At 69.1% G+C, this 17,444-nt stretch carries 14 protein-coding genes; 12 read left to right on the top strand and 2 right to left on the bottom strand.

Translation table 11 applies throughout. The features are described 5' to 3' along the window. Nucleotides 1-19: 19 nt before the first annotated feature. Complete coding sequence (thiD, locus tag HUA78_RS44735; protein ID WP_174465671.1) at nucleotides 20-844, bottom strand: bifunctional hydroxymethylpyrimidine kinase/phosphomethylpyrimidine kinase; 825 nt, start codon at nucleotides 842-844, stop codon at nucleotides 20-22. A gap of 87 nt (nucleotides 845-931) precedes the next feature. Further along, nucleotides 932-5,371 carry a hypothetical protein gene (locus HUA78_RS44730; protein ID WP_174479003.1) on the bottom strand — a complete coding sequence of 1,480 codons (4,440 nt, stop codon included), beginning with the start codon at nucleotides 5,369-5,371 and terminating at the stop codon, nucleotides 932-934. Nucleotides 5,372-5,479: 108 nt separating this feature from the next. Here HUA78_RS44730 and HUA78_RS44725 point away from each other — a divergent pair, with 108 nt between their 5' ends. The 12 genes from HUA78_RS44725 (at nucleotide 5,480) to HUA78_RS44670 (ending at nucleotide 17,307) form a co-directional block, all read left to right on the top strand. Then, on the top strand, nucleotides 5,480-6,808 hold the full coding sequence (locus tag HUA78_RS44725; RefSeq protein ID WP_174479002.1) for a glycoside hydrolase family 2 TIM barrel-domain containing protein: 1,329 nt from the start codon (nucleotides 5,480-5,482) through the stop codon (nucleotides 6,806-6,808). Between the two features lie 135 nt (nucleotides 6,809-6,943). Next, the gene (locus HUA78_RS44720; RefSeq protein ID WP_174479001.1) at nucleotides 6,944-8,161 is read left to right on the top strand and encodes a hypothetical protein; all 1,218 of its coding nucleotides are present in this window, start codon (nucleotides 6,944-6,946) and stop codon (nucleotides 8,159-8,161) included. A 7-nt stretch (nucleotides 8,162-8,168) separates the two neighbouring features. After that, complete coding sequence (locus HUA78_RS44715; RefSeq protein ID WP_174465667.1) at nucleotides 8,169-9,167, top strand: HEAT repeat domain-containing protein; 999 nt, start codon at nucleotides 8,169-8,171, stop codon at nucleotides 9,165-9,167. 47 nt (nucleotides 9,168-9,214) lie between these two features. Then, nucleotides 9,215-9,733 (top strand): hypothetical protein, encoded by a 519-nt coding sequence (locus tag HUA78_RS44710; RefSeq protein WP_141642361.1) that lies wholly within the window; start codon nucleotides 9,215-9,217, stop codon nucleotides 9,731-9,733. Nucleotides 9,734-9,893: 160 nt separating this feature from the next. Next, nucleotides 9,894-11,276 (top strand): ATP-binding protein, encoded by a 1,383-nt coding sequence (locus HUA78_RS44705; RefSeq protein WP_174465666.1) that lies wholly within the window; start codon nucleotides 9,894-9,896, stop codon nucleotides 11,274-11,276. Next, nucleotides 11,263-11,814 carry a response regulator transcription factor gene (locus HUA78_RS44700; protein WP_141642359.1) on the top strand — a complete coding sequence of 184 codons (552 nt, stop codon included), beginning with the start codon at nucleotides 11,263-11,265 and terminating at the stop codon, nucleotides 11,812-11,814. The genes HUA78_RS44705 and HUA78_RS44700 overlap by 14 nt, the downstream gene beginning before the upstream one ends. 170 nt (nucleotides 11,815-11,984) lie before the next feature. Continuing rightward, a complete protein-coding gene (locus tag HUA78_RS44695; RefSeq protein WP_174463802.1) occupies nucleotides 11,985-12,455 on the top strand; it encodes a hypothetical protein in 471 nt (156 codons plus the stop codon). Nucleotides 12,456-12,466: 11 nt separating this feature from the next. Then, nucleotides 12,467-12,661 carry a hypothetical protein gene (locus tag HUA78_RS44690; protein ID WP_174458827.1) on the top strand — a complete coding sequence of 65 codons (195 nt, stop codon included), beginning with the start codon at nucleotides 12,467-12,469 and terminating at the stop codon, nucleotides 12,659-12,661. A 98-nt stretch (nucleotides 12,662-12,759) separates the two neighbouring features. Beyond that, nucleotides 12,760-13,413, top strand: a complete 654-nt coding sequence (locus HUA78_RS44685; RefSeq protein ID WP_174463778.1) for an Isoquinoline 1-oxidoreductase subunit — start codon at nucleotides 12,760-12,762, stop codon at nucleotides 13,411-13,413. Next, the gene (locus tag HUA78_RS44680; protein ID WP_141642356.1) at nucleotides 13,410-13,874 is read left to right on the top strand and encodes a (2Fe-2S)-binding protein; all 465 of its coding nucleotides are present in this window, start codon (nucleotides 13,410-13,412) and stop codon (nucleotides 13,872-13,874) included. The genes HUA78_RS44685 and HUA78_RS44680 overlap by 4 nt, the downstream gene beginning before the upstream one ends. A 10-nt stretch (nucleotides 13,875-13,884) precedes the next feature. Beyond that, entirely contained in the window at nucleotides 13,885-16,149 is a 2,265-nt protein-coding gene (locus tag HUA78_RS44675) for a molybdopterin cofactor-binding domain-containing protein (RefSeq protein ID WP_174479000.1), read from the top strand. Between the two features lie 207 nt (nucleotides 16,150-16,356). After that, nucleotides 16,357-17,307: a hypothetical protein gene (locus HUA78_RS44670; protein WP_174465664.1), complete on the top strand. Its 951-nt coding sequence runs from the start codon at nucleotides 16,357-16,359 to the stop codon at nucleotides 17,305-17,307. Nucleotides 17,308-17,444 lie beyond the last annotated feature (137 nt).

Genomic DNA, 17,444 nt, shown 5'->3' with positions numbered 1-17,444 from the left:
GGAGGATTTCCGGACCGCGTCAGGAGGGTGTCTCCAGAGGGGAGAAGTGACTGAAGGGGCCATGGCCCCGCCCCAGGGCAAGGGGGTGCTCCAGGGCGGCGGTGACGTGGGCCTTGGCGCGCCGGGTGGCCTCGCGGGCGTCCTGCCCCAGCGCGAGCCAGGCGGCGATGGCGGCGGACAGCGTGCAGCCGGTGCCGTGGGTGTTGTGCGTCTTCACCGCGCGCAGGAACAGCGTCTCCATTCGCTCGCCGTCGAACCAGACGTCCAGGCCGCGCAGCTCCCCGGACATGCCTCCGCCCTTGATGAGCACCGCGCGCGGCCCGAGCCCGTGGATTCGCCGCGCGGCCTCCTTCATGTCGTCCAGCGTGTTCAGCGCCATCCCCGCGAGCAGCTCCGCCTCATGGCGGTTGGGGGTGACGACGTCGGCGAGGGGCAGCAGGTGCTCCTTCAAGGCGCCGACGGCCGAGTCGTCGATGAGGCGTGCTCCGGCGCGGGACACCATGACGGGGTCCACCACGAGCGGGCCGGGCTTCAGGGCCTTCAGCCGCCAGGCGACGACGGAGATGATTTCGGCGTTGACGAGCATGCCCGTCTTCACCGCGCCCACGCCCAGGTCCTCGACGACGGCGTCCATCTGCGCGGCCACGGCGGCGGCGGGCAGGACGTCCACGCGGGTGACGCCCCGGGTGTTCTGCGCGGTGATGGCCGTGAGCGCGGTGGTGCCGTGGACACGGTGGAATGAGAAGGTGTTCAGGTCCGCCTGGATGCCAGCGCCACCACCGCTGTCGGAGCCGGCGATGGTGAGAGCCGTCGGCACGGGCTTGGGAGTCTCCATGGGCCGCATGCTGCGGCACCCGGAGCGTGGGAGCCACCCCAAACTCCGGGCACGGGCCCGCCTGGTCGCAAGCCCGCACCCGGAGTCATCCCGGCATCAGATGACGCTGCCTAGCGTCAGGAAGACGACCTCCGCCGCGCGCACCTCACCCAGGTTGGTGAAGCTCGTCGTGTCGATGAGCAGGGTCCACTCACCCAGGAGGCTCCGGTCATAGAAGGAGTTGGTGGCCGGGGTGGAACCGCCCAGGGCGATGCTGCACGAGTCCGTGAACGAGGCCGACTGGAAGGGCGTGGTGCAGGTCGCGTTGGCAAGGTCGCACGCCGGAGGGCCGGAAGCGCAGGCGGAGAAGGGCACGTAGTGCAGCACCTGCCGGTTGCCTCCGGAGGTGTAGTCGTCCTTGCTCAACAGCTCGAACTCGGCGAAGTGGTTGCCGAGCTTGAAGCCATCCATCGTGTCGCGCACCAGCACGGCCGACACGTTGGCCGTCGCGCCGCTGGTGGTCACCACGTTGACGCGCACGTTGCGCACGCGGTGGCCCTTGCGCAGCGCCAGGTCCGGTGAGGCCGCCAGGTCCGTCGCCGTCACCTGGAAGCGCGCGCCCCGGTACGTCGTCGGCCCGTTGACCAGCTCACCCAGCGGCTTGAGCCGCTCCAACTCGTTGACAGACAGCGCATGGAACGCGCCGGCGGGCAGGCGCCGGTAGTACTGCGCCGGACTCTGCACCGTGTGCGAGGCCAGGCTGTCCAGGCCCTCCACCAGCCGCGTCTTCATGTCCGGGTAGTTGCCCAGATGGAAGTCGATGTTGTCGCGGAAGGAGACGGGAATGGCGCTGCCGCCGGTGCTCGGGTCGAAGGGCAGGTACTGGTACTCCGCCACGCGGATGAGCTCCCAGTAGCGCATCGTGAGCTGGTCCAACGTCCGCAGTGCCCGCGCGTACACCTGCTGGCCGATGAGCAACTGGTCGAACTTCCGAAGCTCCGTGCCGCTGCCGAAGTGGAGGATGTCGTTGAGCGCGTCGCGCGCCGCCACCGCGTTGCGCTGGCGCAGGAGCGTCGTGTCGCGCTCCATCAGCGCCAGCTTGTAGTCCGCCTGGGCCTTGATGAGCTGGGCCTGCAGGTCCAGCAGGTCCAGGGTTATCTCCACCTGGGACTGGGACAGGATTTCCTTCTTCACCTCGTCCGAGATGACACTGCGCGCCGGGTTCTTCTGGTTGCCGTTGATGATGTCCCAGAGCTGCGTGCCGCCCGTCTTCAGCGTGTCCTTGAAGGGCTTGCTCTTGGCCGCCTCGGCGCCGCTGGTCTTCAGAGCCTCCCACACCTGGGAGTGGAAGGACGTACTCGCGCTGCTCGTCGACCCCGCGCCGGGCACGGGCGTGGCGCTGGCCTCCGACTTGAAGCTCTTCTTCATCTCACTCCACATGCTCTCCGCGCCATTCCCAACCAGGTCGGCGGCGAATTGTCCCCCGTACGAGGCGGCCACCTTGCCGATGACATCCAGGACGAAGTCCGCGAAGTCCTTGTTGTTGGCGTTGTAGTGGTTGGTGATGCGGGTGTCCGTCGCCTGGATGCTCTCGGTGAGCTGGGTGATGGCGGCCTTGCGGTTGTTCATGGACGTCTGCAGGGCGGTCAGCGCCGCGTTCGCCGCGGTGATGCGCTGGCTGTCCGCGGCCTCCTGGGCCTCCAGCGCGATGACTTCGGCGTTCATCGCGACCTGGTTCTGCGTCATCCAGGCGGACAACTGCATGCCATTGGAGAGCGCGAGCCACTGGTTCACGGAGCTGTCCAGCACGTCGTAGAGCGAGTCGAACTCCGCGCGGAGTTGCTCGTAGCGCAGGTGCGAGTTGAAGGGGGTCTCCCTGGCCAGACCGTAGAAGTTGCGCTGGCCTTGGAGGTAGCTCAGGCGGGTGACGTCGTGGGCCATCAGCGGGCACAGCGCGCCGTACAGGTACGCGGACGAGAAGGGCGCCTGCGCGTCGAGCGGCTCGTCACACACGAGGCCCGCCTGGGCGAGGATGCCCCCCATCTCCATGATGTTCTGCGTGTAGACGAAGGCGGCCCGCTCCAGCTCGCCGCGCTTGAAGAGGGTGTTGCCGTTCGCCTGGTTCACTCGCCATGACTGGGGAGCGAGCAGCGCGCGGAGCATGTCCACGTCCCGGCGCGCCGAGCGGAGGATGCGCTGCGTCCCGGCGATGCCCGCGGTGCCCGCGACGCCCGCGGTGGACTTGGTGCCCAGGAAGCAGGTGCGCTGCTCTTCCCGGGGAATGCACAGGTAGGTCTCCCAGTGCTCACAGGTGCCCGGAGGGGACTCGAGCACCGTCACCGTCACCGTCTTGGAGGGGCGGTTGCCGCCCAGACCCTTCTTGCCGCCGCCGGGCGCCACGGTGACGAGCTCCGCGCGCGTGTCCACGTAGCGCCCGTTGTAGGACTCCGACAGGGACACGTCGTGGAAGGTCTGCACCTTGTTCTTGCAGGCCAGGTCGCCGATGAAGGGGCTGTTGCGGCAGGTTTCGTCGGCGCAGTCCTTGAACCCGTCGTTGTCGTTGTCCAGCCCGTCCGTGCACTGCGCATAGGTGTTCTCCTGCGCGCCGCAGACGCTTCCCGTCAGGGGGCTGTTGCTGCACTGGAAGTCATAGCAGTCCGTCCAGTTGTCCCCGTCGTTGTCCACGCCGTCGCTGCACGTGACAGCGGTGGCTTCCTGGAGGAAGGGGTAGTCGTCCGGCTCGCATACCTTCGCGTACGGATTGCTCGCGCAGTTCGAGTCCTGGCAGTCCGTCTTGCCGTCGCCGTCGTTGTCCAGGCCGTCCGAGCAGGCCTGAGGGGTGCGCTCGGTGCCGCAGGCGGAGAGCACGCGCGGGTTGAAGCGGCACTCGTAGTCCGCGCAGTCCTTGTGGCCGTCCAAGTCATTGTCGAGGCCGTCCGCGCACGCCGCGTCGCTCGCTTCTTCCAGTCCGCTGGTGAGGACCAGCGCGGGGCCCAGGCCGCAGTAGGGATTGCCGAGGCAGCCCGGGTCCGAGCAGTCACCCAGCCCGTCGCCGTCATTGTCGAGCAGGTCGCGGCACTCCTCGTCGCCGCCCTCGCCCTGCGCTCCACACGTCGTCGAGTGGTTCAGGCACGAGTAGTCCGCGCAGTCGACGTACCCGTCGCCGTCGTTGTCCAGCGTGTCGCCGCAGGCGTCTTCGGAGAACTCGCTGTTGGACGGACGCGACTGCTGACAGAAGCCGCGCAGGCGGCACTTGGTGTCCGCGCAGTCCACGGCGCCATCTCCGTCGTTGTCCTTGGCGTCGCTGCAGGCCTCGGCGGAGGACTCCTTCTGGATGGGGCCCCAGGAAGCGTCAGCGCACACCGTGACGTGGGGGTTCTTGGAGCAGGCGTAGTCCTGGCAGTCCGCGAAGCCGTTGTGGTCATTGTCGATGCCGTCGCCGCACTGGGCGTTGTCCGCCTCGGTCAGCAAATCACACAGGGCGATGGCGGGGTTCCACCGACAGCGCAGGCTCTGGCAGTGCAGCGCCTCGTCCATGAAGCACTGCTCGGGCGTCACCGGAGAGGCCTTGTTCGGCTCGTTGACCAGGCCGGGGCCGCGCAGGGACGTGTAGCGGATGACGACGTCGCCGGAGCGTCCGCCGTTGCCGCCGTTGCTGCCGTTCTGCGGCGGCTTGACGATGGTGCCGGTGCAGTTGAGCTTGGGGTCGGGACCGTTGTTGCCGGTGACAGTGTGGGAGATGGTGGTCGGCGGGCCATCCGCGCCCAGCCAGCCGTCCTCGCCCCGCTCGCCCGTGGTGTTGACGCGCACGCCGTCGAGGACGTTGGTGTAGAGCACGAAGCTGCCGCTGTTCTGCCCGTTGCGTCCGGGGGGGACAATCGCGTCGGTCGGGTCCGGGTCAGCCTGCGCGGTGCGCACCACGGGAAGGGTCCGCAGCGGGAAGCCTCGGGACGTGTAGGCGCCAGAGGCGATGACGAGCGTCGCGCCGCCCGTGTCCACCGGACCCGCCAGCTCGACGACGGGGGCCACCACGACGACGGCCGCGTACTTGCGCTGGGTCGGGTCCTGCTCGGAGACCTCAAACAGGTTGGCGCACGCGTGACTGAATGAACAGGCGTTGCCGGGCAATGTCTGCCAGTTGACGACAGGGTTCTGCAGGGCGACGACACCGTCCGCGTGGGGCAGCAGGGCCTGATTGCCCTTGAGGAACACGGGATAGTCGCGGGCATAGGACGTCAGCACGCGCACCTTGTCGGTGGGCACGTGGCGCCCGGAGAGCACGCCGCGCAGGTCGTCGAAGCGGGGGCTGGGGAGCACCGCGAGCAGCTCGCCCACCGTGGTGTCCATTGTCGCGGGCGCCGCGGGCAGGCCGCGCAGCTCCGAGAACTCCATGGGCGAGGAGAAGGCCAGCGGCTGCGCGGTGGTGCCCGTCTCCAGCTCCGAGGATGTCCCATCGTCTCCCGGCGGCGTGCTGTCTCCACAGGCGCCCAGCACCAGCGCACAGGCCATTCCCCAGACTCGCCGCCGGCTCCGGCGGATGCTTCCCAAGAAGTTCATCGTGGTTGCTCCTTTGCTGGCGAGCTGAACGGGGAGCCTGGGATTCCTTCTCCGAGATTTCGTGGCATGCCGGAAATGGGAGCTGAAAGGAGTTACCATCCACGCCCCATGGCCCCTCGCTTCCACCCCACTCGCGGCGTCCTGCTGTTGTTGTGTGCGTTCGTGCTGTGTCCGGCCCTGGCCGCCGAGGCCCGGACCGCCCTGCTGCGGGTGGACGGGCAATGGCAGCTCCAGGTGGATGGACGCCCCTATGTCGCCAAGGGTGTCACCTTCAGCGGCAGTGGCAGCTCCGCCGCGTATGAGCAGGACTGCGCGAAGCTGGCGGCCCTGGGCGTCAACACGCTGCGCACCTGGGGCGTGGGCGCGGAGACGCCGCTGCTCCTGGACGCCGCGCACAAACACGGCCTCAAGGTCCTCGTCGGGCTGTGGATGCGGCACGGCCAGCCCGGCGCGGAGGATGACGACTCCTTCGACTACCTCACCGACACGGCGGGCATGAAGAAGCAGCGCGCGGACACGCTGGAGAGCGTGCGGCGCTTCAAGGACCACCCGGCGGTGCTGGCCTGGGGCGTGGGCAACGAGGTCATCCTCAACAGCCCCAGCGACGCGGCGAAGGAGGCCTACGCGCGCTTCCTGGAGGGCGTGGTCCAGGACATCAAGAAGTCGGACGCGAACCACCCGGTCATCTCCGTGGACGCGTGGGTGCTCGCGGTGAAGTGGTGGGAGAAGTTCGTCCCGTCGCTCGACGCGTATGGGCTCAACGTCTACGGCCGGGGCATCCATGCGCTGCCGGAGGCGCTGAAGAAGGAGGGCGGTACCAAACCCTGGCTCATCACCGAGTTCGGCGCGCAGGGCGAGTGGGAGGCTCCCAAGGACGTCCACGGCATTGCCCGCGAGCCGGATGACCAGGAGAAGTACGCCGTCATCGTCGACGCGTGGAACAACGCGCTGGCGCCCCACGTGAAGGCGGGCAACTGCCTGGGCCTGTTCGTCTTCAACTTCAGCTCGACGTTCGACCACACCAGCCTCTGGCTCGGCATGTTGTCGGGCAAGTCGACGCGGCCCGCGTGGCACGCGGTGCGCGAGGCGTACTCCGGTCAGAAGCCGGCGACGCCCCTGCCCGAAATCAAGGGCCTCACCGTGGAGGGCGTGAAGAAGGAGCCCACGGGGACCTGGGCGGACGTGCGCCTCGAGGCGAAGCCGGCCGACGACAAGCCGCTGGAGATCTCCTTCGCCTACAACTTCCGGGGCGCGGCCACCCGGTTCGAGCGCGGCGAGGTCATCCGCCTGCGCTCCACGCCCGGCGCCACACCGGGCTCGTGGCGCGTGAAGGTCCCCTCGGTGAAGGGCCCCATCAAGCTGTACGCGCTCGCCAAGGACGCCTCCGGCAACCTGCTGATGGCGACCAGCTCCCTGGTGCCACCCTCGGCCCCGTGAGCCGGCTCACCTGTCTCAAACACACACTCCGGGCGTTGGCGACAGGACTGCCCGTTTGTTGGATTGGGACGGATTTTTCCGATTTTTAAGAAATTAAAAGGAAGGCGAGGAGTCCGGTAGTAGGGTCGGCGGGGCATGAGTCCCGAATCGTCTTCGCGTCCCACACCCCCGGACGGGCCTTCGCGTTTCACTCGTCGCCGAGCCATCGCCTTGCTGGGCGGTGGGCTCCTGTTGTTGGCCGTGGGGCTCGTCGCCCGACGTGGCGGCGACGGCGTCGCCCCGGTCGAGTCGGTGGAGCCAGGCTCCGCCTCCGGTGTCGCCCCTTCACGCCGTGGGCCGGGCAAGGCAGGCGCTGCTCCAGGCGCTGAAGCAGGGGAGGAGGCCGCCGCGGGAGCGCCCCGGTACGACGCCACCACCTGCTGGAAGGACCTGGAGCGCTTCAACGAAGGCGTGAGTCTCGACACGTTCCGCGAGTGGGCCGCGCCGCTGCTCTCCTCCAGGGACCCGCTGGTCCGCATGTACTTGAAGGAGCGCCTGACGGAGCTCATCGGCAACGACGCGGGTCGGGCGAATGAGGTGCTGGGGTGGACGCGCGAGGCGGGGCCGAAGGAGTTCAAGGTCTTCGCGATGGCGCTGAAGGACTCGGAGGCCGTCCATCTGCCGGAGGTCTCCCGGAAGATTGTCGAGCTGGGGCTGGACGCGACGCTGGAGCCGGAGCGGCGTGCCGGGGTGCTGTCGTCGCTGGATACGCAGAAGCAGCTGTCGCCCGAGGTACTCACGCGCCTGACGGACTTCGCCAAGGACCCGGCGTCGGGCGAGGCGGGCTGGGCGGCGGCGCGGACCATCGCCCGGGTGATGAAGAACGACCATGAGCGGACCGCGAACGCGGCGCCATACCTGGACAAGCTGTTGAACATCGGCACGCAGTCGCTCGACGAGCACGTTCGGTACATGGCGCTGTCGACGCCCATGGAGACCGCGCCGGTGCTGGACGCGAGCGCCACCGACGGCTACGCGAAGGTCCTCACCACCGAGGGCAGTCCCGACGGACGCGGCGCGGCCGCGCACAACCTGTCGCTGTCCGAGGACCGGGCGAAGGTGTTGGAGACCTTCGCGAGCGCCTTCGAGCCGGAGAAGGACGTGTGCGTGCGCTGGGCGCTGTTCCGCTTCTCCGCGCGCGCCGCCGGAAAGGACGCGCTGCCCGTCATGGCGAACATGGCGCTCGTCGACCCGCGCTTCCAGGCGACGTACCAGGACTTCGAGCGCATCTACGCCAGTGGCGTCGTCGACTTCGAGCGCGTGTGGCTCGCGCTCGCGGACCAGGACCCCTACGGCTGCCTCCACCGCGACTGAGCTCTCCATGACGCGCACCTTCCTGCTGGCCCGGGCGCTCTGCCTGCTGACGTCGTTGTCCCTCCTGGCTCCCTCCCCGTCCCTCGCCCAGGCGACGGGGACTCCGCTCCCTCCACCCGCGCTCCAGCCGGAGACATGCTCCGTCGAGGGCTTGATGGACTCCATCCGGCGCGGGCTCCAGTCGAAGTCTCCGGCATACCGACGCTATCTGCGCGAGCTGCTGAAGGAGTCCGCCGTCACGCTGCCAGAGGAGCAGCTTCGCGCGGCCTTCGAGCGCGAGACGGAGCCCCTCATGGTGGAACACCTGGCGGCGGCGCTGGCCGCGAAGACGGACCGGGGCGAGAGCGTGGCCACCCTCCAGCTCGTGGGGAAGCGGGCCTCGCAAGACGCGGACCCGGCCGTGCGCGCCGCCGCCACGCGGGCCCTGCGCCGCACGAGCGCGGAGGAGCACACCGGGGATTTGTACTCGCGGCTGGTGCGCGATGCCTCGCCCGAGGTGCGGATGGAGGCCGCGACGAATCTCATCGAGGACAACCAGTTCGTCTACGCGGGGTTCCACGGGCCGGCATCCGACACGGCGGTGGCGGCGGCTGCTGCTTCGAGCGATGCGAAGGTGACGGCGCGAATCCTGGGCAACATCTCCACGGCGGCCATCAGCAAGGAGTCGGCCGAGCAGCTTCACACGCTCTTGCGCGGCGATGACGCGGAGGTGCGCGCGGCGGCGGCGAAGGCGCTGGGGGGCGTGCCCGCGCCGGAGATGTCCCGCGCGCGCCAGACGTTGGTGGCGCTGTACCGCGACGAGTCGGACGTGGGCGTGCGCACGTCCATCCTCCAGAGCCTCGCCCGGCTGGGCTTCGCCAGCGCGGTGCCGGAGCTGCGGGGCTTGCGCAACGTCGACCCGCGCCTCGTGCCGGAGGTCGACGCGTGGATTCGAGCATTGAGTACGGGTCTTCAGGAGTGGAGCCTGATCCTGAGGGAGAAGCAGCGGTTGCAGCAGGCTCGATGAGCAGCAGTCCTTCTGGGGGCCGCATGGGCGGCCCGAAAGGAACAACGATGCGTAGCCCCAAGTCGCGCCTCGCGGCGCTGACGGCCCTGGTAGCCCTCCCCACCGCCGCACTCGCCTACACCGCCGTCGCGCCGTACCCCAGCACGGTGACGGCCACCACGTACTACTCCAGCGGCACGTACCACGGTGCCGTGGACGTCGCGAACTCGCGCTGCAACTACTGGGGCGCCGAGACGGGCGTCTCCGCCACCGTCTATTGGAACGTGACGGTCCGCACCTCCGGCGTCGTCTGCAATGGCAATGGCAGCGGCAACCAGAACGAGGCGCTGCTCAACCTCGGCAGTGGTTGGTCCTTCCGCCAGTGGCATTGGATCAAGACCAGCGACTCCTATGACCGCACCTGCAACCGCTGCCAGGTCGGCAACCTGGGCGGCACCGGCAACGCCACCGGTGCGCACTCGCACTTCCAGAAGGACCAGTACGGGACGAAGAACACGTCCTGGTACTCGTCCTACACCTCGAAGGGCGAGGCCTTGGACCGTGGTGAGCTGATGGGCTACATCTGACAGCCCGTGGTCGTCTGACGACTCTCCACTGAGCGTCGTCGGGCCCGCACCGGCCAGGGAAGCAGGGGCCCCGTGTCCCGCCTCCCTGGTCCGGTGTACGCGCGGCCCTGCGTCAACTTGACGCGCTCGCGAGGAGGGGACTCCCGGGGTAAGAAGAGGCGTGTTCCGCCCGCCCACCGACTCGCAGGCGGCCCCGCGCGGCCCCTTGTGGTCGAGACATCCCTCGCCGCGCTCCGCCTTTCATCGCTCCGCCCAGGACGTGGTGGACCTCTTGTCGTCCAGCGCGATTGCCCTGGGCTGGCTGGTGCGCCTGCGCTGGCACGCCGTCGGGGGCACCGCGCTGACGGTGTTCGTGGCCGTGCGAGTGCTGGGGCTGGACCTCCCCGTGGTGCCGTTGCTCGCGGTGGTGGCGACGACAGGCGTATCCAACCTGCTCCTCGCGCTGTGGCTCCGCCGCGCGCCGGTGGTGAAGTCCCATCACCTGGGAGGAGTGCTCGCGTTCGACATCATGCTGCTGACGGCGCTGCTCGCGCTGTCCGGTGGCCCCGACAACCCGTTCGCCATGCTGTACCTGGTGCACGTGGCCCTGGCGGCGCTGGTGCTGGGGCCTCGCTGGACCTTCGGCCTGTCGCTCCTGTCCATCCTGGGGCCCGCGCTCCTGGTCAATTTCCATGTCCCGCTGCGGGAGCTGGCGCACGTCTCCGGTTCGATGCCGGCGAACTCGCGACATGTGTTGGGGATGTGGGTCGCCTTCACGCTGACGGTGATGCTCATCGCGCTGATGGTGGCGCGGGTGTCCGCCGCGCTGCGAGACAGGCAGGAGGCCCTGGTCCGCGCCCAGTTGCTCACGGTGCGCGCGGAGAAGCTGGCGTCCCTGAGCACGCTGGCCGCGGGCGCGGCGCACGAGCTGGGGACGCCGCTGGGGACCATCGCCATCGCGGCCAACGAGCTGGAGGCCCTCATCCTGGAGGAGCCGCACGAGGCGCTCGAGGACGCGCGCCTCATCCGGGACCAGGTGGAGCGGTGTCGCGACATCCTGGAGCGGATGAGCGCGCGGGCGGGGCAGACCTATGGCGAGGTGCCGGAGCCAACGACGACCAGCGTCGTGCTGGAGCGCCTTCGCGAGCAGCTGTCCGCGGGGGAGCTTGCGCGCCTGCGCTTCGCGGAGGGCCCGGACCTGTCGCTGTGTTTCCCCATGCGCGGACTGGTCCAGGTGCTGGCCAACCTCGTGCGCAATGGCCTGCACGCGAGCGACGCCTCCCAGTCACCTGTCACGGTGAGCGTGCGCGGCGACGCGGGGCGGACGACCTTCGTGGTGGAGGACCAGGGCACGGGCATTCCGCGTGACGTGCTGGCGCGCCTGGGCGAGCCGTTCTTCACCACCAAGCCCGCGGGGCAGGGCATGGGGTTGGGTTTGTTCCTGGGGCAGACCTTCGCGGAGCTGTGCGGCGGACGGTTGGAGCTGTCGTCGGAAGAGGGCAAGGGAACGCGCGCCACGCTCGACCTGCCGTGCCGGAGGGAGCCTGTCCATGCCGCGGCCTGAGGTGTCCCCCGTGGTGCTCGTCATCGACGACGACGAGCCCTATCGCGAGCGACTGGTGAAGGCCTTCGGCCGCAAGGGCTTCGCGGCGCATGGCGCGGGCAGCGCGAAGGAGGCGCTCGAGTGTGCGCCCGTGCTGCGCCCCGGCTACGCCGTCATCGACCTGCGTCTGCCGGACGGCTCCGGGTTGGACCTGGTCCGTGAACTGAAGGCGCTGGATGCGCGCACGACGATGGTGGTCCTCACCGGCTACGGGAGCATCGCCACCGCGGTGGAGGCCGTGCGGCGGGGTGCCACGCACTACCTCTCCAAGCCCGTGGACGTGGACGACATCCTGCTCGCCTTCGCGGGGGCCACACTGCCGGCGGGCGAGGCCGTGGCGTTGGAACATCAGGTGCCGTCCCTGGCGCGCGCGGAGTGGGAGCACATCCAGCGCGTGCTCGCGGACTGCGGTGGCAACATCTCCCAGGCGGCTCGGCTGCTGCGCATCCAACGCAGGAGCCTTCAGCGAAAGCTATCCAAGCACCCCGTGCGGCAGTGATTGACGCGGGGTGCGTCACCAAGACGCACGAGGCGGCGCGCGCGGTCCAGTAGGGTGACAGGCGTCGGAGGCTCGATGTCCCTGCCGCGCGCCGTCTCGCTCCCGCGCTTCTTCATTCGGCGACGAGGCCACGAGCGCCGGTCCTCGTCGGAGGCGGAGCGGTGAGTGCGATGGCGTACCCGGTGGTGCTCTTCATCCATTCGTGGCTGCGCTGGGCGGTGGTGCTGCTCGTCCTGCTCGCGCTGGGCAAGGCCCTGCGGGGCTGGTTCGGCGGCGGTGCATGGACTCCCTCGGACAGGCGGCTCCAGGTGCTCGCGGTCTCCGCCTTCGATACCCAGATGTTGCTGGGGATGATTCTCTACTTCGGCCTGAGTCCCTTCACGCCCCCCGCGCTGGAGGGCGGGCTGCGCGCGAGCCTGTCCGTTCCCTCGCTCCGGTTCTTCAGTGTCGAGCATCCGACGTTGATGCTGCTGGCGCTCGCCACCGTGCACGTGGCGTCCGCGCTGAGTCAGCGCGCGGAAGCACCCGTGTCGCGTCACCGCCTGTGGGCCCTGGGCCTCCTGCTCGCGATGCTCCTGGTCTCATTCGCGATTCCCTGGGCTGGACTGTCCCACGGCCGTCCCCTGTTCCGAGGCTTCTGAGGTCCGCGTCCATGTATGACTTCCTCTGGCTGCTGATGATGGCTCCTCTCGCGCCGAGCAAGCCTCGCGTGGGGAGGACTCCCGTGTCCTATCTGTCCGAGGTGCCTCGGCAGAGCCCTCGCATCGCTCCGCCCGCGCCGCCCGTGCGTCGCTCCCGCCGCACGCGGGCGAACTCGCGGCGTCCGCGAGACCCGGCCTCGCGGTGAGGCGCGAAACAGGGGCGTGACTCCCACCTTCGTTGAGTGGCGCGTGCCCCGGAACATTCGGCTTGTGGTGACGGGCGACATGCCGGAACCTTGTCGCGATGATGCGTGCTCTTCCGGTCATGGCCTCGGTGGTCTTCCTCGCGAGTGCCGGAGGATGTCGGCGTCAGCCCGACTCCGATGCGGCGCGGTGGGAGTCGTTACCTCCGGTGGACGCGCGCGAGCTGCGTTCGCTGGACATGTTCCAGCGCATCGAGGACCCGGCGCAGCGCTCACGCGCGCTGTTCCTGGAGACCAGTCGTGTCTACCTCCATCCGCGCTGCTCGAACTGTCACCCCGACGGCGACAGCCCCTATCAAGACTCCGGTGAGATGCTCCACAACCCTCCGGTGACGCGAGGCCCCGAGGACAAGGGGGTCGTGGGCATGGAGTGCACGGGGTGTCACCAGGAGCGGAACCTGGAGCTCGCGCGGGTGCCGGGGGCGCCGAACTGGCACCTGGCTCCGCGCTCCATGTCCTGGGTGGGCAAGAGCCCCCGCCAGCTGTGTGAGCAGCTCAAGGACCCCGCGCGGAACGGAGGCAAGACGTTGGAGCAACTGGTCGAGCACAACGCTCATGACAAGCTGGTGGCGTGGGGATGGGCTCCGGGCTCGGGCAGGCAGCCCGCGCCGGGGACCCAGGCGAGGTTCGGGGAGCTGGTCGCGGCCTGGGTGGCCACGGGCGCGCAGTGCCCCAGCGAGGAGGTACGGCCATGAGCATCCGGGTGCGAGTCAACGGAGTCGAGCAGGAGCTGGATGTCGACCCGGAGATGCCGTTGCTGTGGGCCCTGCGCGACGTGCTCGGCCTCACCGGGACGAAGTACGGCTGCGGTCAGGCGCTGTGTGGCGCGTGCAGCGTGCACCTGGATGGACAGGTGGTGCGCGCGTGCGTGACGCCCATTCGTCGCGCGGACGGGCGCGAGGTCACCACCATCGAGGGGCTGTCTCCCGATGGGGGCCATCCGCTCCAGCGCGCGTGGGTGGAGCTGGGCGTGCCGCAGTGTGGGTTCTGCCAGTCCGGGCAGCTCATGTGCGCGGCGGCGCTGCTGGCGAAGAAGCCACAGCCCACGGACGCGGACATCGACCAGTCGCTCGCGGGCAACCTCTGCCGCTGTGGGACGTACACGCGCATCCGCGCGGCCGTGAAGAAGGCCGCGGGCGTGCCTGACTCGAAGTAGCGAGGATGCGATGAGCCAGCAGCCCGTGGTGTTCACCCGGCGTTCCTTTCTCGAAGGACTCAACCTCTCCGTTGGCGGGCTGGCCCTGGGCCTGGTGCCCACGGTGTCGGCCGAGGCGGCGGCTCCGGGCGTGGGCGCGAAGTCGGCGCCGGAATTGCGGCCCAACGTCTTCGTGCACGTCGCGGCGGATGGCCTCGTCACCATCGTCTGTCACCGCTCGGAGATGGGGCAGGGCATCCGCAGCTCGATGCCGGTGGTCATCGCGGACGAGCTGGGCGCGGACATGGCCCGCGTGAAGGTCGTCCAGGCGGTGGGAGACGCCGTCTACGGGGACCAGAACACCGACGGCTCCAGCAGCATCCGAGGCGTCTTCCAGGCGCTGCGCCGCACGGGCGCCACGGCGCGCACCATGCTGGTGGCCGCGGCGGCGAAGCGCTGGAAGGTGAATCCGGAGCAGTGCGAGGCGCGTGACCACGCCGTGTACCTCCGGGGGTCGGAGCGCTCGCTGGGCTTTGGTGAGCTGGTGGCGGACGCGGTGAAGCTGCCCGTTCCCAAGCCGGAGGCCGTCCAGCTCCGGCCGCTCTCGGAGCTGCGCCGGGTAGGTACGGAACTGCCGCTGCTCGACGGGCCCGCGTACGTCACGGGCAAGGCCGTGTACGGCGCGGACGTGAAGTTGCCGGGGATGCTCATCGCGGTGGTGGCCCGTCCGCCCGTGGTGGGCGGAAAGGTGACCCGCTTCGACGCGACGCGGGCGCTCGCGATTCCCGGGGTGAAGCAGGTGCTGGAGCTGCCCACGCCTCAGCGGCCCTATCTGTTCCAGGGCTGGGGCGGCGTGGCGGTGCTGGCGGAGAACACCTGGGCGGCGATGCGCGGTCGCGAGGCGCTGGACATCACGTGGGAGAACGGTCCCAACGTGTCCTACGACTCGGAGAAATACCGCGAGGCGCTGCTGGAGTCGGTCCGAGCGCCGGGCAAGCCGGCCCGGTCCGTGGGCGACGTGGACAAGGCGTTGGCCAGTGCGGCGCGCGTGCTGGAGGCCGAGTACTACGCGCCTCACCTGTCCCATGCGCCCATGGAGCCGCCGGTGGCGCTGGCGCGTGTGGAAGGGGGCGTGTGCGAGGTGTGGGCGCCCACGCAGCACCCGCAGGCGGCGCGCTCCGAGGCGGCGAAGATGGCGGGGCTGCCGGAGGACAAGGTGACGGTGAATGTCACGCTCCTCGGTGGCGGCTTCGGGCGCAAGTCGAAGGCGGACTTCGTCGCGGAGGCGGTGTTCCTCGCGAAGGCGGCCGGGGTGCCGGTGCGCGTGCAGTGGACGCGCGAGGACGACATCCGTCACGACTACTACCATTCGGCCAGTGCGCAGCGGTTGAGCGCGGGATTGGATGCGAAGGGCAAGCCGACGGCGTGGCTGCATCGCACGGCCTTTCCGGCCATCCGCTCGACGTTCTCCGAGGACGTGACGGGGCCGGTGGCCAGGGACTTGAACCAGGGTGTGTTGGACCTGGCGCTCGACATTCCCAATGTCCGGGCGGAGATGGGCGAGGCGCTGGCGAAGGTGCGCATTGGCTGGCTGCGGTCCGTGAACAACATCTTCCACGGGTTCGCGGTGGGCTCGTTCATGGACGAGCTGGCGCATGCGCGAGGCGTGGACCCACGTGACAACCTGCTGGAGGTGATTGGGCCCGCGCGTCACGTGTCGGTGGCGGAGCTGGGCGTCACGGCGCTGCCGAACTACGGCGCGCCGGTGGAGAACCATCCGGTCGACGCGGGGCGTCTGCGAGGGGTCATCGAGCGCGTCACGGAGCTGTCGGGCTGGAGCGAGCGCGAGAAGAACGGGCGCACGCTGGGGCTCGCCGCGCACCGCAGCTTCCTGAGCTATGTGGGCGTGGTGGTGTCGGTGAAGAAGGACGCGGTGGGCAAGGCGCGGGTGGACGAGGCCTGGGTGGTGGTGGACGCGGGGCTCGTCGTCAATCCGGACCGGGTCCGCTCGCAGATGGAGGGCTCGGTCATCTTCGGGATGAGTCTGGCGATGTATGGCTCCATCACCATGAAGGACGGAGCGACGGAGCAGTCGAACTTCCGGGACTACCGGCTGGTGCGCATCGTCGATGCGCCTCGGGCCATCCACGTCGACATCGTGCGCAGCGAAGCGGCGCCCGGTGGAGTGGGGGAGCCCGGCGTGCCGCCCGTGGCCCCCGCCATCGTCAATGCCATCTTCGCGCTCACGGGGACTCGTGTCCGTGAGCTGCCCATCATCCGGACGGTGCCTGTGTAGAATTGGGGTGGCGCTGGCCGTGCTGTGTGGGAATGGGCGCGCGGCTGGCCGCGTCAATGTGTGGATTTGCCAGGGGGAATGGCGTCCCGTCAGTGGCAATGCTATCCGAGCTGAGCGCCTTCCTGGTGCCTGCGGTTGGATGTGCCTCGAAGTGATGTTCCCGCTTTGAAGTCTGTCTCGCATTGCATGACGCGGAGCCATGGGACCATGAAGAAGACAAGCAGGCTGACGCTGTCCATGTTGGGGACGGGGGTGGCGATTGTCGCCCTGGGTGGAGTGGGCTGGCCTCACGCGGAGGCCGCCGAGTCCACCTTCGTCGACCCCACGCTGGCGCCCGCGCCGTTCTCGTGTCCCTCCGTGCGCGCCACCGGTGACCGCGCGGATGGCACCACGGACTACAAGGTGAAGATCCTCTATGTGGTGCCCTCGGATGGGGTGGACCGCGCGCTCGACACGAGCGGGGCTCTTTGCCGGTCCGTCCAGGCTCAGTATTCGTGGTTCACCTCCCAGACGACGAACGGAGCGGCGCTCCGCTACGACGTCTCGGGCTCCGTGTTGGACATCCAGTTCGTCCGTCTGTCGAAGACGGACGCGGTGATGAAGGGCACGGCGAACACTGGCAATGTGAACACGGGTTACGCCTATGTCCGTGATCGCATCGAACTCGAGTTGGCCGCGATGGGCTTGCTCAGCGACACGCGGAAGCTGTACGCGGTCTACTATGACGGCACCAGTGAGTGGTCTTGTGGTGGCGCCCCGTGGCCTCCGACGCTGATGGGCAGGGTCACCGCCCTCTACCTCAAGGGATTGCCGAGCGGCCCGGTGCCTTGCGCCTCGAATCCCATCGGTGGGTCGAGCACGCTGCCGGGGTACATCGAGTTCGCCATGCTGCATGAGACGCTGCACGGGCTGGGCATCGTCCCCGCAGCCGCGCCCAATCAACACGCCTCGGGCCATGTCTTCGATTCGGCGAGAGACTTGATGTACGCCGCGAGGCCCGGGACGTCGGACCCCGGTTGGGACATCTACTCCGGAGCGGTGGTGCTCGATTCGGGTCGAGACCAGTACTACGGCCACTCGGGCAGTCAGCTCGACCTGGACCAGAGCGCTTTTCTCTCTCCGCTCCCTCCAGGCGCGCTGGCGCCGCCGGGGTGGTGAGCCGCCGTCGCTAAACCAACGATCTCGATTCTCGCACGACGTCAGGAGGCACGCCTGAGGTCGGCTCGGCGCAGGGATGGACAGGCAGAGCGCTGTGCATTCCGCGCGTTGAGGTAGGCATGTACCCGCACCATGAG

The sequence above is a fragment of the Myxococcus sp. CA033 genome, assembly GCF_013336625.1.
Classification (GTDB): Bacteria; Myxococcota; Myxococcia; order Myxococcales; family Myxococcaceae; genus Myxococcus; species Myxococcus llanfairpwllgwyngyllgogerychwyrndrobwllllantysiliogogogochensis.
This window is presented reverse-complemented; position numbering and strand designations above follow the sequence as displayed.

Bases quoted from the DNA above. Each gene is read 5' to 3' on its own strand.
- HUA78_RS44670 (WP_174465664.1), top strand. From the start codon at position 16,357: ATGAAGAAGACAAGCAGGCTGACGCTGTCCATGTTGGGGACGGGGGTG.
- HUA78_RS44690 (WP_174458827.1), top strand. From the start codon at position 12,467: ATGTATGACTTCCTCTGGCTGCTGATGATGGCTCCTCTCGCGCCGAGC.
- thiD (WP_174465671.1), bottom strand. From the start codon at position 844: ATGCGGCCCATGGAGACTCCCAAGCCCGTGCCGACGGCTCTCACCATC.
- HUA78_RS44695 (WP_174463802.1), top strand. From the start codon at position 11,985: ATGGCGTACCCGGTGGTGCTCTTCATCCATTCGTGGCTGCGCTGGGCG.
- HUA78_RS44720 (WP_174479001.1), top strand. From the start codon at position 6,944: ATGAGTCCCGAATCGTCTTCGCGTCCCACACCCCCGGACGGGCCTTCG.
- HUA78_RS44725 (WP_174479002.1), top strand. From the start codon at position 5,480: ATGGCCCCTCGCTTCCACCCCACTCGCGGCGTCCTGCTGTTGTTGTGT.
- HUA78_RS44730 (WP_174479003.1), bottom strand. From the start codon at position 5,371: ATGAACTTCTTGGGAAGCATCCGCCGGAGCCGGCGGCGAGTCTGGGGA.
- HUA78_RS44700 (WP_141642359.1), top strand. From the start codon at position 11,263: ATGCCGCGGCCTGAGGTGTCCCCCGTGGTGCTCGTCATCGACGACGAC.
- HUA78_RS44685 (WP_174463778.1), top strand. From the start codon at position 12,760: ATGATGCGTGCTCTTCCGGTCATGGCCTCGGTGGTCTTCCTCGCGAGT.
- HUA78_RS44710 (WP_141642361.1), top strand. From the start codon at position 9,215: ATGCGTAGCCCCAAGTCGCGCCTCGCGGCGCTGACGGCCCTGGTAGCC.
- HUA78_RS44680 (WP_141642356.1), top strand. From the start codon at position 13,410: ATGAGCATCCGGGTGCGAGTCAACGGAGTCGAGCAGGAGCTGGATGTC.
- HUA78_RS44715 (WP_174465667.1), top strand. From the start codon at position 8,169: ATGACGCGCACCTTCCTGCTGGCCCGGGCGCTCTGCCTGCTGACGTCG.
- HUA78_RS44675 (WP_174479000.1), top strand. From the start codon at position 13,885: ATGAGCCAGCAGCCCGTGGTGTTCACCCGGCGTTCCTTTCTCGAAGGA.